This window comes from Echinicola vietnamensis DSM 17526, from assembly GCF_000325705.1.
Classification (GTDB): domain Bacteria; phylum Bacteroidota; class Bacteroidia; order Cytophagales; family Cyclobacteriaceae; genus Echinicola; species Echinicola vietnamensis.
Window position 1 is genome coordinate 3,823,989 of the sequence record NC_019904.1, and the last position, 15,341, is coordinate 3,839,329.

11 protein-coding genes are annotated in these 15,341 nt (G+C 43.8%); 5 read left to right on the forward strand and 6 right to left on the reverse strand.

Annotated features, from left to right (window positions below; genetic code table 11):
- Positions 1–167 precede the first annotated feature (167 nt).
- The 4 genes from ECHVI_RS15715 to ECHVI_RS15730 all read right to left on the reverse strand — a co-directional run bounded on the left by ECHVI_RS15715 (position 168) and on the right by ECHVI_RS15730 (position 3,038).
- A complete protein-coding gene (locus ECHVI_RS15715; protein ID WP_174316898.1) occupies positions 168–650 on the reverse strand; it encodes a hypothetical protein in 483 nt (160 codons plus the stop codon).
- A 519-nt stretch (positions 651–1,169) separates the two neighbouring features.
- The gene (locus tag ECHVI_RS15720; protein WP_015266998.1) at positions 1,170–1,805 is read right to left on the reverse strand and encodes a hypothetical protein; all 636 of its coding nucleotides are present in this window, start codon (positions 1,803–1,805) and stop codon (positions 1,170–1,172) included.
- A gap of 11 nt (positions 1,806–1,816) precedes the next feature.
- Positions 1,817–2,266, reverse strand: a complete 450-nt coding sequence (locus ECHVI_RS15725; RefSeq protein WP_015266999.1) for a DUF3408 domain-containing protein — start codon at positions 2,264–2,266, stop codon at positions 1,817–1,819.
- 4 nt (positions 2,267–2,270) lie between these two features.
- On the reverse strand, positions 2,271–3,038 hold the full coding sequence (locus ECHVI_RS15730; protein ID WP_015267000.1) for a ParA family protein: 768 nt from the start codon (positions 3,036–3,038) through the stop codon (positions 2,271–2,273).
- 738 nt (positions 3,039–3,776) lie between these two features.
- Here ECHVI_RS15730 and mobA point away from each other — a divergent pair.
- From mobA to ECHVI_RS15755, 5 genes are all read left to right on the forward strand, one after another.
- Positions 3,777–4,214 (forward strand): conjugal transfer protein MobA, encoded by a 438-nt coding sequence (gene mobA, locus ECHVI_RS15735; protein ID WP_015267001.1) that lies wholly within the window; start codon positions 3,777–3,779, stop codon positions 4,212–4,214.
- A gap of 2 nt (positions 4,215–4,216) precedes the next feature.
- Entirely contained in the window at positions 4,217–5,506 is a 1,290-nt protein-coding gene (mobB, locus tag ECHVI_RS15740) for a conjugal transfer protein MobB (protein WP_015267002.1), read from the forward strand.
- Between the two features lie 100 nt (positions 5,507–5,606).
- Complete coding sequence (mobC, locus tag ECHVI_RS15745) at positions 5,607–7,628, forward strand: conjugal transfer protein MobC (protein WP_015267003.1); 2,022 nt, start codon at positions 5,607–5,609, stop codon at positions 7,626–7,628.
- A gap of 105 nt (positions 7,629–7,733) precedes the next feature.
- Positions 7,734–8,564, forward strand: coding sequence for an RteC domain-containing protein (locus tag ECHVI_RS15750; protein WP_041739922.1), 831 nt, complete (start codon positions 7,734–7,736; stop codon positions 8,562–8,564).
- Positions 8,565–8,674: 110 nt separating this feature from the next.
- Positions 8,675–9,256, forward strand: a complete 582-nt coding sequence (locus tag ECHVI_RS15755) for a hypothetical protein (RefSeq protein ID WP_174316899.1) — start codon at positions 8,675–8,677, stop codon at positions 9,254–9,256.
- 80 nt (positions 9,257–9,336) lie between these two features.
- Here ECHVI_RS15755 and ECHVI_RS15760 read toward each other — a convergent pair whose 3' ends face one another.
- Both ECHVI_RS15760 and ECHVI_RS15765 read right to left on the reverse strand, forming a co-directional pair.
- Positions 9,337–14,736 (reverse strand): N-6 DNA methylase, encoded by a 5,400-nt coding sequence (locus ECHVI_RS15760; protein WP_015267007.1) that lies wholly within the window; start codon positions 14,734–14,736, stop codon positions 9,337–9,339.
- Entirely contained in the window at positions 14,723–15,160 is a 438-nt protein-coding gene (locus ECHVI_RS15765) for a DUF1896 domain-containing protein (RefSeq protein ID WP_015267008.1), read from the reverse strand. Before ECHVI_RS15765 ends, ECHVI_RS15760 begins: the two co-directional genes overlap by 14 nt.
- Positions 15,161–15,341: the final 181 nt, after the last annotated feature.

A 15,341-nucleotide genomic window follows, 5' to 3' on the forward strand; every position in this document is an offset into this window, starting at 1 on the left:
TTGTCTGTTAAATGTCAGCGGAAATTAACTGTCTTTTGACCTACTGGTAGTTTGGATTGCAATTGCATCAGGAACAGAAAACTGAACGATATGGATAAGATGGAGTTCATATACCCGTAGACACACGCAAAATGTTAATGTGCAAGGGTATTGCAAATTAACATTTTTTAATTCGATTCCTCAAGTGAGGTGTTTATGTACTGGTCGTGTGCCTCACGATGGATAAGACCTGATTTCACAAAGTTGGCAATGTAGCCTTCGGCTGTCTTTGCCGGAATGCTCATTACTTTTGCTACTTCGAGGTACTTCTGACGGTTGAAGGTTTGTGGTAAGGCATACAGAAACTTCTCCTTCTTATTCATGCGAGTTGGCTTAGGCTCTTCTTGTGGAAGTTCTCCAAATACTTTGCTTGAATGCTTAACCAGTACTTTGACCATTGAAAGCGAAGCTTGAAAATCCCTTTCCTCACAAATCAGTTTATGGGAAGTGTCGCCTGTTTGACAGCTATTGGATAATATTTCTCCAGTGGCACTGTCGAATGCGCCAATATTTTTATCGTGTATAATGTGGCGCACTTCCATGATCCGCAAAGCGGAAAATATCATGCAGATTCGGTAAGCTATCAATCCTAATCTTCTGATTGTTGCCATGTAGTCCAACCCTTGAAGGTTCCAACCTATGGCAACAAATACCTACGTTCCACACTGGTGGAGCTGGGCTGGGCAGCATCCAGGACAAAAAACATCTATTTTGAAACAAAATACAAAATTTTGGTGGGCAGACGGGGCAAAAGAAAACCATTATTGCTTTAGGACATAAAATCCTGATTGCCTCCTACCACATACTCAAGGACAAGGTAGATTACGAAGAACTGGGAGCAGACCACCTCGACAATTTTAAGAGAGATAAGCTGGTTGCTTATTACAAAAAGCAATTAGCACAACTTGGGGAGGAAGCTTTTCAAGTAGCATAAGTTTTAACAAAGGTCGAATTTTACTATTGGGAAAACCACGAAAATGAAACTGACCTTATCAGTTAAGCACAAAAGAGTATCACCAAGAGCATGTGCATGAAAATTTTACCTAAAAGATGTTCTTAACTGATTTTTATAAATGATTGAAAAACAAAAAAATTAACTATTATTTATTCGCGTGAAAAAGGGAGCTTGCTTACACAAACTTCCCGATATCAAAATCATCCAGATGAGTTGTCCGCAAAGTGGAAGAACCGGCTTCCGTTTCAGCAGAAAGGCTTTTATCCAACAGCATGGCTATTTTTTGGGAAGCACTTTCCATAGAATTTTCCAGTAGGCTGAATAATTCGGTCCCCTGTATTTTCTGAACTATGGCTACTGCTGTTTCCTTCTGGGATGGCTCCAATATGTCTTTTTGCAGCAGCATCCCCACGGTGCTTAGTTCCTCGAAGGTAACCCCCTGGGCAAGACCGTTATCGCCTCCGGAATTTCCATACCTGTTCCATTCTTCTTCCTCTTCTTCAAAATCAGGCGTATTGCTGAATACTTCATCCAGTTCTTCCTGCGGAACTTGAATAGCGACTTGCTCATTCTCGTCGTATTCGATGTCTAAGTTATCAGGATTCGCTTCCGGTTCCTCAATTTGGCGTTCCCTGGCAGTCTTTGGCACCGAAAGTCGTTTTACAGGCTTGGGTTGCCCCATAATATCAGGCAGGTGTGGATTCACTTTTTCCTGCGTGGGTTTTTGGTCTGATCTTTTATTGATGACAATCTTGTCCTGCAAAAGCAGGGCAATGACTATCAGCAGGCAAATCACCATTACTATTTCCATTATCAAATGCTTTAAAAAATGGGTTTAAAATTTTCATTGAAATCATCCGTAATCGCTTTCTCAAACATTTCAAAATGATGCTCCAGAATGTTGTCAAGATAGGCATACAGGGGTATTTCATCTTTTCCAATAACCCGGACAATACGGGATAATCGTTCGTGGTATTCTTGCCGGATATAAATGCTTTTATCACCGCGCTTTGTCATGGCGTGGCTTTTCAAAAAATGGTCGCCGTAACTTCCGTCAAGATTTTTCCTCGCCCGGCTCTTTTCTCTTTGAACAGCTTTGTTCCGTGGTGATTCTTCCCGTTTTACGCCTTCTTTTGCCACTTCCTTTTCCCGAACTTCGGGTGGTTCAGGAGGAAGCCGTATCCCTTCTTTTTTGACGCCATCGACCATCAGGTTCATCATCAGTTCCTCATTAATATCCGGCGTGGCTTTTCTTTTATGATCGTTCTCCATAAGGCTATAATTGAATGATTTTCAAAAATTCGCTGATGAACAGGTCTAACTGGCAGGCTTTCATCAAGCGTTCATCGGGAGGCATTACGGTAGAGCGGAAAACGGTCTTGCTGTTCACTTCGCTTTCTTTACGAAAGCGTGTACTGTTCTTGACTTGGCTCTGCATCAGACTCAACCCTAATTGATGGATGAGATTGTGATATACGGCGTATAGCGGCGTCCTTTCCCTGCCATCAACCTGATTCCAGAAGAGGTTAATGGTTTCGATGGAAGTTTCTCCCTTTTTCATAATCACGTCCTGCAAAAGCTGAGTGAAGATGAGCGTACTTTCCATTACCACACGGTCTGCCGTAATGGGGGTGAAAATGTGGTGCATTCCAGCCAATGCCTTCAGGATTCCGGGCGTGTTGACCGTTCCGGGCAGGTCAAAGAAAATCACATCAAGAGGAACAGACGAAGTATTTGCAAACTCCTGAGCCGCTTCCAACACACTGTCAGCTCTGTGCTGCATAATGGGATAGGCCTTTTTATTGATGGTCGTAAATTGTTTGTATGCCAGCTTTTTCAAAGCCTCGTTTTCCATGACCATGGCCAAATCCCTTTTCTTCATTTTCATCAGGCTGTGCTGCGGAAAATCTGCATCAAATACGGCTACATTGTAACCTAAGCGATAGTGCAGGGTACTCGCTGCAAGCGTCGTAAATGTGCTTTTGCCAACCCCTCCTTTTTGAGAAGAAAAGGCGATAAACAGAGTTCTCTTTTTTGTGTCCATATTTTAAAAATTTAAAGTTTTCAAATTACTGTTTGCAGGCTTGCAGGCGTTCCGGCAAGCCGTTCTGATTTCCCGCTTTCTATCAGGATAGCTATCAGCCTTGCCTGCGATCATACCTGCTTCCTTGCAGTGCGGCAGCACGGCATTCATTCCGGTAGCTCATCAGGCAGGATTGACGTCTTGCTTTCATTCCGTCCTTCAAGCATTTCATCAGGTGGGCAGGATATATGGATAGCAAGCTTTCCTGCAATCTTGCTTTCTTGTATTCCGGAAATCAAGCAGGCTGGATAACCAGCCATCTTGAATGCACGCCGTCTGCTGGTCCTGAAGCACGGACGGTCTGTCTTCCTGCCAACATTCAAGGACAAAGAACCCATCAATATTATTCGATGGCGTAGCTGTGGCACTGTTTGGCGTTGAGGGGCAGTGTTTGGCACTGCGCAACAGTGCAGTGCTCTAATGGATAGGACTTTACTTTGTAGAAGGATTTTTAATAGCAGATTTATGCAAAGGACTTTTGACAAAATGGGGGGGGGTAACAGGAACGGCCTAAAGCCGTTTTTCCCTGCTATATCTAATCCGTCCCGGAGGGCGGATTCTTGTGTTCACCGGAACACGGCAAGTTGTGTTTTGAGCATCTCCAAACGATTTCCGATGCTCAAAACAACTTGCCCTTGCAGGGAGCTAAAAACACCTTCCGAAGTCAGGGTTTTCTGTGGTAATTAAAATGGATTAGCGATGAATGAGAACAACAAAAAACAAGTGAAAAAGACCGGACGCCGGCCAAAAAAGGATCCGGCGAAGATTCGGTACACCATTTCCTTTAATCAAGAACGACACGCTCGATTTCTTGCTCTTTTTGACAAATCGAGTATGCAGGTAAAGGCACATTTTATAATGTCCTGTATCTTCAACAACACGGTAAAGACCATTCAAATTGACAAAGGAACGGTGGATTTTTATATGCGTTTGACTTCCTTTCATAGTCAATTCCGCTCCGTTGGCGTGAATTATAATCAGGTGGTGAAACTGCTGTACCGTCATTTTTCCGAGAAAAAAGCAGCAGCATATCTGTATAAACTGGAAAAACAGACGGCTGAAATGGCGGTGCTTTGTCAAAAAATCATTCAGATAAGCGCGGAGTTTGATGCAAAATATCTGAAAAAACAGCGGTAAAAATGATTGCGAAGATCGGTAGAAGCGCAAATTTATATGGGGCATTGGCGTACAATCAGCTTAAAGTGGAGCAGGAAAACGGTAAGATTTTGTTTGCCAATAAGATGATTGAAAACGCAAGCGGGCATTATTCCGTGCCACAATTAGCCCAATCTTTTGCTCCTTATCTGATTGCCAACCGCAATACCGAAAAACATACTCTGCATATTTCCCTTAATCCGGACCCGAAAGACAAGGTAAGCGACGAGAAGTTCCGGAAGATGGCGGAAGAATATATGCGGGGAATGGGTTACGGTGGACAGCCTTTTGTCGTATTCAAGCATACCGATATTGACCGAAGCCATATCCATATCGTATCGGTCTGCGTGGACGAGCAGGGCAAAAAGATTTCTGACAAGTTTGAGAAAGTGCGGTCGATGAAGGTATGCCGCGAATTGGAAAGCAAGTACGGTCTGATACCTGCAACCGATAAGGAACGACGGCTGAACGAAAAGATTTTCCGTCCGGTGGACTACCGAGCAGGTGATATAAAAAGTCAAATCGCTTCGGTTGTTCGCCACTTGCCCAGCTATTACCAGTTCCAGACTTTGGGAGAATACAATGCTTTGCTTTCCCTATTCAATATAACTACTGAAAAAGTGGAGGGCGAATTACAGGGAAAGCCCCAACAAGGTTTATTGTACATTCCCTTAAATGAAAAAGGTGAAAAATCCGGACATCCGTTCAAGGCTTCGCTTTTCGGGAAGAATGCTGGGATTCCGGCTTTGGAATTGCATTTTGCAAAATGTAAAACGGCATTAAAAAACGACCCAAGCAAGCAGACCTTAAAAGCAGCCGTTACCATTGCCCTGAAAAACACAAGCGATGAGCAGGCTTTTAAAAAGCAGTTAGCTGAACAGGGCATTAACGTAGTGGCACGGAGAAATGATACCGGGCGTATTTATGGAATGACGTTCATTGACCACAATTCCAAGACGGTCTGGAACGGCTCACGATTAGGAAAGGAATTTTCTGCCAACACCTTTAATGGTTACTGGAACCACAATATCAAACCGGATATAAAAGAGCCTGCCCTGGCACCATCCAAACTATCCACATCAAATGATGCTGTTCTTCCTGCCGAAGAACCGCACCACTTGTTCAACTTCTTGAATACTTCTGAAAAGCCTGAAAGTGGCCTAATCGAAGCATTGGGTGGATTGCTGCCAGAAGCGCAAGGCGAAGATTATGAGGAACAGGCTTTTGCTAATAGGATGAAGAAAAGAAAAAAACGCCGAAGAGGTCATCAATAGCATCTGGACAAACATTGCCACGCTCCGCCACTGACTGCCACATTCGTATCGCCGGTCTTCTTCTCCCTTAAATTTCCGTTTGGACATTTAATTACAAAAAATGCAGGGAGAAGACGATTTACGGGGGCTGGCCAAAATCATGGCTTTTATGCGTGCGGTAAGTATCCTTTTGGTGTTGATGCACCTTTATTGGTTTTGCTACGGTTTCTTTTCAGAGCGTGGTTGGATACTGGAAATCATCAACAAAATATTAGGAAATTTCAACCGGACGGCGGGCTTGTTTTCACATCCCCTTTATACTAAACTGTTTGCATTGGTTTTGCTGGCATTAAGCTGTCTGGGTACCAAAGGTGTCAAGAACGAGAAGATAACCTGGAGCAAGATCTTTGTTGCTTTGGGAATTGGGTTTGTATTGTTTTTCCTGAATACGCCACTCTTGAAGCTATCGCCAGTCGCTGGGACTTCCCTTTATATACTCACCCTTGCTGCCGGATACATTGCCCTATTGATGGCGGGTGTTTGGATGCACCGCCTGCTTAACAACAACCTTATGGATGATGTGTTCAACAGCGAAAACGAAAGTTTCATGCAGGAAACCAGATTGATGGAAAACGAGTATTCCATTAACCTGCCTACCAAATTCTGGTACAGCAAGAAACAGCACAACGGCTGGATCAATGTTGTCAATCCTTTTCGGGCTACGATAGTACTCGGAACCCCGGGATCAGGAAAATCGTATGCCATCGTAAACAACTACATCAAGCAGCAGATCGAGAAAGGTTTCTCCCTGTATATCTATGATTTTAAGTTTGACGACCTTTCCACCATTGCCTACAACCATTTATTGAAGCACAGCGATAAGTACAAGGTAAAACCGAAGTTTTACGTCATCAACTTTGACGACCCACGGAGAAGCCATCGTTGTAATCCGTTGAACCCCGACTTTATGACGGACATATCCGATGCTTACGAGGCAGCTTATACCATCATGCTAAACCTGAACCGTAGCTGGATACAAAAGCAGGGAGATTTCTTTGTGGAATCCCCAATTATATTGCTTGCAGCGATCATCTGGTTTCTCAAAATTTATGATAATGGAAAATACTGTACGTTTCCACACGCTATCGAGTTGTTGAATAAAAAATACGCAGACGTTTTCACGATCTTGACTTCCTATCCTGAACTGGAAAATTATCTATCGCCCTTTATGGATGCCTGGCAAGGTGGCGCACAAGATCAGTTACAAGGGCAGATTGCTTCGGCAAAAATCCCCTTGTCAAGGATGATCAGTCCGCAGTTGTATTGGGTAATGACCGGAGACGATTTTTCGCTGGACATCAATAATCCGGCAGCGCCAAAAATTCTATGTGTGGGAAACAATCCCGACCGGCAAAATATTTACTCGGCAGCGTTGGGCTTATACAATTCAAGGATTGTCAAGCTTATCAACAAAAAAGGGCAATTGAAAAGCTCCGTGATCATAGATGAGCTGCCCACGATTTATTTCAGGGGGTTGGATAACTTAATCGCAACTGCCAGAAGTAATAAAGTGGCTGTATGTTTGGGATTTCAGGATTTTTCGCAACTAACCCGTGACTACGGCGATAAGGAAAGCAAAGTGATACAAAATACCGTTGGTAATGTATTCAGTGGTCAGGTGGTTGGTGAAACCGCCAAGAATCTTTCGGAACGCTTTGGCAAGGTATTGCAGAAACGCCAGAGCCTGACCATTAATCGAAACGACAAATCAACCTCCATATCCACTCAAATGGACAGCTTGATACCTGCTTCCAAAATCTCAACGCTTACGCAGGGGATGTTCGTGGGATCAGTATCGGATAATTACGATGAACGCATTGAGCAAAAGATTTTTCACGCTGAAATTGTCGTGGACAATGAAAAGGTTGCCGCCGAAACCAAAGCGTATCGGGAGATACCTCAGATTCTTTCTTTCGTTGATGAGCAGGGAGAGGATAAGATGAAAGAACAGATTGAAAACAATTACCGCCAGATAAAATCGGACATTTTGGGTATTGTCGGGAACGAGCTGGAGCGAATCAAAAATGATCCAAGCTTGCAGCATCTTGTTGTGAAAGAGAGCGAAAACAAAAATAACGGGTAGCTCTATAATAATACGCTGATGCTAAGGCAAGAAGGTATTAAAAGGTTCATATACCCGGAAAAACATATCTTTCAAGATAATTTTATCATCAAACATAATTACGTTATGGAGAAATTTTTCAATCAAAGGTTGCTGGAACTGGAATCAGGAATAAAAGAATTGGAGATCGAACCTGATTTTTCAATACAGCGCATCGAGGCTGGAATTGAGCTTATTGTTCGATGCCTGGCTACAGTTAAAGAGCATGTTTTAACAAAGGGGTTTAAGGACACCAACGAGGAAATTCAGTTTTTCAAACACAGGAAACCGATTATCGTCTCAAAGCTGATTTTCTATAACTCAATCTACAGGATAGAGACTAAGAAACCTTACGGTTGTAAAGCGACTAAAAAGTACCTGAATAGGGAATTGCGCAAACTCAAGCGGTATTTTGACGAGAATCTTGAGTTTTACAAGTATTATCGCACCAATAACACCTACCTGGATGAAATCCTCTTTGTCAGGGGAAAACACGATTACAAACTCTGTTTAGAACCGTACTATATCCAGTCAGATCACAACTTTTCCTCCTCCCACGACTATAAGGTTGCCGAAATTATAGCCAATGATCTGATACAGGTATATATCGAAGACCAGCTTTATAATTCCCGTTACTTGGACAAGCGAATGGCGAAAAATCCCAACCTAAACTGGACGAGCAGCAAAACGGCCTTAATCGAACTCATCTATGCCATGCATGCTCAGGGTGTATTTGACCACGGAAACGCTGATATAAAAGTCATCACAAAAAAAATTGAAAAGATGTTCAATGTTGGCCTAGGGGATTTTTACCATACCTACCTGGAACTGCGCGGCAGGAAAATCAACCGTACCAAATTCATCGACACCCTGCGGGAAAGCCTTGTTAAAAAGATGGATGAACAGGATGAGAAGTGATTGTTGGAAGGGCTACGATGGTCTCCGTACACAGGGGATTAATGCGTATATTTGGGGCATAGGGCCTTTTAAAACAGAAACCGATGTGCAGGCAATTGACAACAGAAAACATGGCTTTGACAATTTCAATAATATCACTTATCATTTCTGGACTAACTTTTTGGTTGACGAGAATTAGGAAAGGCAGTTTAAAAATGACACGACCTTCAATCATCTGTTTTCTTGGACAAAATGGCAATGATGAACCAAAAATATTTATTCGGACATTACTTTATGCGACTGCTGACCAAGGGCAACACATTCAAAATATGTTTGTGAAAATTCACCGGGCTGAGACAATACAAAATTTTAATGTTTGGGCTTACGGTGACAATGGGATTGTCAGAGGTAGCGGACTTTTTGCAAGTAAGACAGGTATATCAGTTTATCATCATTTTTTACTGCCGAAAAATGAACAATGGAATTTCGTTTCTGGAGAATATAGACTTGAAGTATATGCTGAAACCCCTAACAATAAAACGGAGAAATTATTTGAACAAAAATTGTCCCTGACAACAGACCAGACTAAGGACATTGAACTAGGGAAGGCAGTTTACTTTGATTGGGCGCCAAATACTGGACAATATGTGTCATATTCCGATATTAGAACAAATGAAAAGTGGCGTGGCGAAGACAAGAAAAATACCCAATAACAACTGTGTAACTGTAACTGTGGGTAACTCCTGTTGCAAAATTAATTTCCCCAAAACGGGTGAAATTATAGCCCTCGGGATCAGTGAATTCCATTCCTCATCAAGTTTGAGTTAGCCATATCGACGGTTGCCAGAGGGCTTTGTTCTATAACCTCAGCCGTTTTTTGCTCTTCCTTGGGTTCAGGAGAAATGGATAGCTGTATTTTACGGTCAACAGCTGCCAACTCGGTTTTTAGCTCGCTTAATCTGCTTTCTTTTGCCCATGTACCGTTTACTACTTCTTTGAGAACTGGCAGATCTTTTTGAAGTTCCGCTATTTTCTTCTGTTCCTGCTCCATGTAACCGGGCAGTTTTTCCAAGGCATTCAAAAAGTTCATTGCGGCCAGCTTTTCGTCTTTGGCGATGATACCGTTGTTATAGGTGTATTTGATATTGCCTTCGCCCTGAACCAAGAAGCGGTTTACCCGTATATCCATCCCCTCTTTTTCAGATGTTTCGGTTTTGACCAGTAATTGAAAGCCATACAAGCTGCCTATTTCCTGATAATCACCTCCGGTGCGGGCTTTGTCAGCAATTTGGTTGAGCTTTGCACCAATTTGTTTTATATCCGCATTGGGTGATAATCCGTACAGCAGAACGGGGTTTGCAACAGTACCGTCCGAACGCTTTTGTATCCGCTCCTGTAGATTATTCCAATCAAGACTCATCCGCTGCAAGCGGGATTCGGCGCTTTCAAGCATTGCCATAGTATCTTCCAGCTTGTACTTGGAACTGAATTTGGAGCGGTTGAAGGCTTGTTTTTCGCTTTCCAATCCGGCAATCTGCTTTTCTATCTTGGCTTTGTCCAGCAGGTCAGTATTGCCGGAAAGAATTGCTACATATTCGGAAAAGTTCATTCCCGATTTTTCATCCATACTGCCTTCGTCGATAGTACGTTTGCCGAGGTTGTTGGATTTTAGCTGGTCGATAAATAGCTGTTTATTGTACAAAAGGTTGAACTTATAACTGTCCAATGATTTTTCTACCGCATAAATGATAACATCCACTTTATTGTCGGCGAAGAATTTGGCAATCTCATTGCCTTTGCGGATAGCCCGACCATCCCGTTGGGCAAGGTCGCTCGGTCTCCACGGCGTGTCCAGATGATGCACGGCAACGGCTCTTTTCTGTGCGTTGACCCCGGTACCCAGCATGCTGGTAGAACCAAACAGCACCCGGATTTTACCTTCGTTCATTCCCTTAATGAGTTCCTTACGTTTCTTATCATTGTTGGCTTCCTGAATGAATCGAACTTCGTGTGCGGGTATGCCGTGATCTTCCACAAGCTTGCGTTTGATCTCGGAGTACACATTCCATTCACCGGGCTTATAGGTGCCCAGGTCGGAGAACACGAACTGTGTTCCTTTCTGTGTGTTGTACCTGTTGTAATATTTGGCAATGTTTACCGCACAATGCGAAGCCTTATTGTCGGGATGGTCTTCGTACCTGCCGCTTACCATACGCATATCCAGCGACATCTTACGGGCGTAATCGGTGGCGATGAGCATCTTTGCCTTTTCCTCCCTTTGCGATAACGGTTCCCTCCCAAGCAAAGTGGCATTACCGTTTTTGGCAAATTCCATCAGCTTTTGGATAAATACCTGCTGATCCGGTGTGGGTGGAATATTGTACAATACCTCGTTCTTTTCGGGACGGTCAATACCTATATCCTTTGCCGTTCGGTAATCCGTGATTTCAGAGTAGAATTGAGCCAGCTCCGGCACTTTGATAAAGTAGCGGAAACGCTCTTTCGCCACAATGTTATTGGCTACCGAAAACTCATAGTCCGTCGTTTTCCTTGCATATATGGCAGCCCAGGCATCAAAACAGTTAATGCCCTGTTTTTCCAGAGCACGTGGGCGGAGGTACTTAAACAACAGGTACAGTTCTGTCAGCGAATTACTGATAGTTGTCCCGGAAAGAAAGGTAGCTCCCATGTCACTATCCTTCCTGTCCTGAATGGTCCGGATGGCAAAGAGCAGGTTCATCGCCTTTTGACTCCCTGCCATATTGCCCAATCCGGCAACACGGTTATGCCGGGTATTGAACATCAGGTTTTTGAACTGGTGGCTTTCATCTATGAATAGATGATCGATGCCCATCATTTTGAAATCCACGACATCGTCTTTGCGGTTTTCGATATCGTATTGCAATGTCTTTAGCTTGACTTCAAGGTTTTCTTTCTGTTTGATTGCTCCGGCAAGCATCCCCCGAGTTACTTCATTCCCCTGGGCTTGGAGCGCATCGAGATTCCGCTCCACACTGTCCAGTTCGATTTCGAGGATCTCTTTTTGCATTTCGGGCGATTGGGGTATCATTCCGAACTGGTCGTGCGTAAGGATTATGCAGTCCCAATCGTTGTTTTTAATCTCCCCGAAAATCCGCAGGCGGTTCTTGGGCGTAAAATCCTGCTTGCCGGGATACAATATCTTGGCATGCGGATAGGCAGTTCGGTAGGCTTCGGCTATTTCGTGAACATTACTCTTCAGCCCGATAATCATCGGTTTGTGTGCCAATCCCAATCGCTTCATTTCTTGTGCAGCGGTACACATAACCAGTGTTTTTCCTGCACCTACTTCATGGTCACAAATGGCGCCGCCATTTAGCTTAATCATCCAGACGGTATCTTTCTGGCTGGAATACAGGTCTTGCATACCTAATCCCTTGCGGTCCAATCCCGGAAAGTCCTGATGGGTTCCGTCGTAATTTGGGCGGACAAAACAGTTAAAGGTGTCGTTGTATTGGTCTGTCAGCCGCTTTTTAAACTCATCGTTTTGCGCATGCAGCCAGTCGGAAAAAGCGGTTCGGATTTCGTCAATCTTGGTGTTCGCCATTTGGATGGCTTCCATATCCCGCACCTTGACCTCTTTATCATCGACCTTAATTTTCTTGGTAATATCGGGTGTAGTATTGACCAATGCATGCTTTAGCAGGGCTATCCCGTCAAAGGTTCGGCTTTCCGATTTGACGGCGTATTTGTCCCATATATGCACATTCTTCCGGTCGCATTTTAGCGAAAAGTCATCGGTGCTATCGGAATAATGGATCAGCACTTCCGTATCAAACAAATGCGAAGCAAAACGGGCGTAAATACCAGTGGGTATCCAGCGTTCACCGAGGTTAAAATCCAGCTCTTCAAACTCGATACGCCTTGGTCGGGCTTCTTCCAGAACGGTAAGACTTGCTTTCGCTTCCGTATCATCGGGATTGTTTTTGAGGTAGGCGTGTACCTCTCCAGCCTTTTCGACCACATTGCCAGCAATCCAGCGTTCGGATATTTCGTATTCCTTTTGGAGTGGGTTGTAAAAAATACGACCATGCAGGGCTTCTTTCAAGGCATCGTCGGTCATACCGCTGATTTCGGACATATAGCCCAGATCCACGCTTCCGTATTTGTTGAGCGAAGCCGCCAATGCCTCTTTAGGATTGTCGGTAGCTAATGTTGCGGTAGAGAAACTTACAGGACGATGGAATATTTCCGCTTTATGCACCACCCCGCCAACAACACGCTCCAGATAAGGGATTTCCTTTCCGGAACTGTCTGTTTTGATGAGCTTGATATTTTCGGCACTATTAAGGTTGCCACACCTTTTGACAAAGACGTCGTAAAGGCGGTTAAGCTTTTCCCTTTCTTCTTGATGTTCACGCTGTTGTTCCGCTTCTTTGATATAGAGCTTTTGGTAAACATCACGCACTTCGATATAGGCTTCGGCTCTTGCCTTTTGTAAAGGCGGTAATTGTAACGGGTGGAAAATAGCCGAACCGTCTGCTGTATCTACATCCTGCAAATGACCCACCCATCCCTTATCCACTACAAGGCAATCGTTTCTGTGGAAGGGTTGCAATTCGCCACTATACGGGGCAGGTTCAGCAATAATGCTGGAATCGGCTTGCTTTTCAGTCTGACCATTCCCGTTTATTTGTGAAAACAGGTCACCGATAGCTTCCTGTTTTTTTCCGTTTATTTGTGCAGTTCCGTTAGGTTTTGGTGGTGTATGTGGTTGTTGCATCACTCCACCGAACAGGTTTGTCTGGCGACCTATTGCCGCCCTTCTTTTTTTAGAGGTTTGCCTTTTGGGTTGTAGCGTTCCTTTGGATGTAGCAGCAACTGTTACGGGTTCGTCTGTATTTTCAAACAGGTCGAAAATGCTTAGCTGTTTTAATTCTTTTGGACTTTCTTGATAGGCGGCAGGTACGGGTTTCGGTTCCTGCCTAATGATGACAGGATCGATAACCGGAGGATTAACCGTTGGAGTGAAAGGACTTTGTATAAAGGACTGATCGTTCCGTTCCTCTTTGTATAAATTCAAATTCAAGTGCTTTCCAAAATCTTCGGAAAGCATTTGTTTGAGGTCTTTAGCGATACCATTCGTACCGTCTTTATGCGTGTAGATTAATGCAGGCTGTCCGTAGGGATCAGTGTCTAATTTCCAGTCGGTATGTACAATTCTTGTGTTGTCCTGAAAAATGGCATTACCCGGGGTGCCATATTCTGTTTGCCTGCTTTGACAAAACCGTTCTTCAACTTCGCTCAGGTTTTGCTTTGCCGTGTTCTTTTGGAGGATAATCAGATCGCTGCCAACCTCTGTTCCGGCATAGTCGGTAAACAGGTTATTGGGCAATCGAGCGGCTAAAACCAGGTTATTATTCTCCATCAATGCCCGGCGGATTGGCTCGTTCTTCGGACTATTTAGAATCCCCTGTGAAGTGATATACGCTAATACACCACCCTCACGGAGCATATCCGTTCCTTTCAGGAAAAAGTAATTGTGGACGCTCCGGGCCGCCTGTACTTTTGCCGTGTCTTTACTCCTAGAATAGGAAAGGTCAAACACGGAAGTATCGCCGAACGGGATGTTGCTGGCAACCACATCATAAGTATTCTGTTCCCTTTCGGGTATTTCCTCAAAACCGCTGATGCGGATATTACTTTCGGGATATAGCTGCTTTAGAATCTTGCCGGTGAGCAGATCTTTTTCATAAGCGGTAATACTTGGGATTTGGCTTTCTGAAAAGGACTGGATGAATGAGCCAATTCCTGCGGAGGGTTCTAGAAATTTATCCATCTTCAGACCGCTGTCACGCAAGGTTGATGAAATTGCATCAATGACTTGTGGCGGGGTATAAAAAGCTGTCAGTACGGAGCTTTTCATACTATCCACATATCTGCGATATTGCTTATCGTCCTGGGAGTTTTCTTTGAGTAGCTGGTGGAGTTCCTGCGTAAGTGGAAAAAGATCGTGTTCGGTTTTTCTCCAATGATTGATGTCTGTTTCGTTTGCTATGGGGTTCAGCACGAATTTAAGACCGCCAAATCCGCTGTATTGCATCAAGAGCAGTCTTTCGCCTACGGTGGCTTGTCGTTTCTCCTTTTCCAGTTTAAAAGCAATCCGTAAAGCATCAATATTCTGTTGGAGATGTTGCCTTTTACTGAAGCCCATTTTCCTCTATCCAGATGGCTATGGTTCCGGTGAGTTCGATATAGAGCAGGTCAAACTCATACCCGTATGCGAAATCATCGGTCAGTTCATATCGAGCGAAAACAGGTTCACAAATAGGGAGCATTTTCAGGGCGAACGGTCGCAACTCCTCATCTGCCATATTGGTGTCGAACTCATTGCAGACCACTTGGAAAACGGTATCGAATCTGGAAAAATGCAAGCCTTCAAAAAGAATGTAATTTGCTATTTCATCGCATTGTTCTATGGGATTTCCCGCCATAAAAGCGCCCTCATAGGCATTGGCAGCCCAGGAGGAACGCTGGTCTATAAATTTTGTGTCAAAAGCTTTTTCGGGAAAGCTGGTATTTAATAGTTCTTGTAGCTGTAGCCTGAAATAAGACAAGTCTTTTCGCTGCGTATCCATACTAATTTTCTTTAGAATTTTCTTGAAGTCTAAAATTAGAGCAGCAAATAGGGATTTTTATAGAAGTGGCAGGGCTTGGCGTTGAAGGGTAGGACTTGGCTTATCGTTGCTTTTTACAGGACAGTAATTAAAATCAAAAACCCTCCGGAATGTCGGAGGGCATTTATGGGATTGTCAAGAA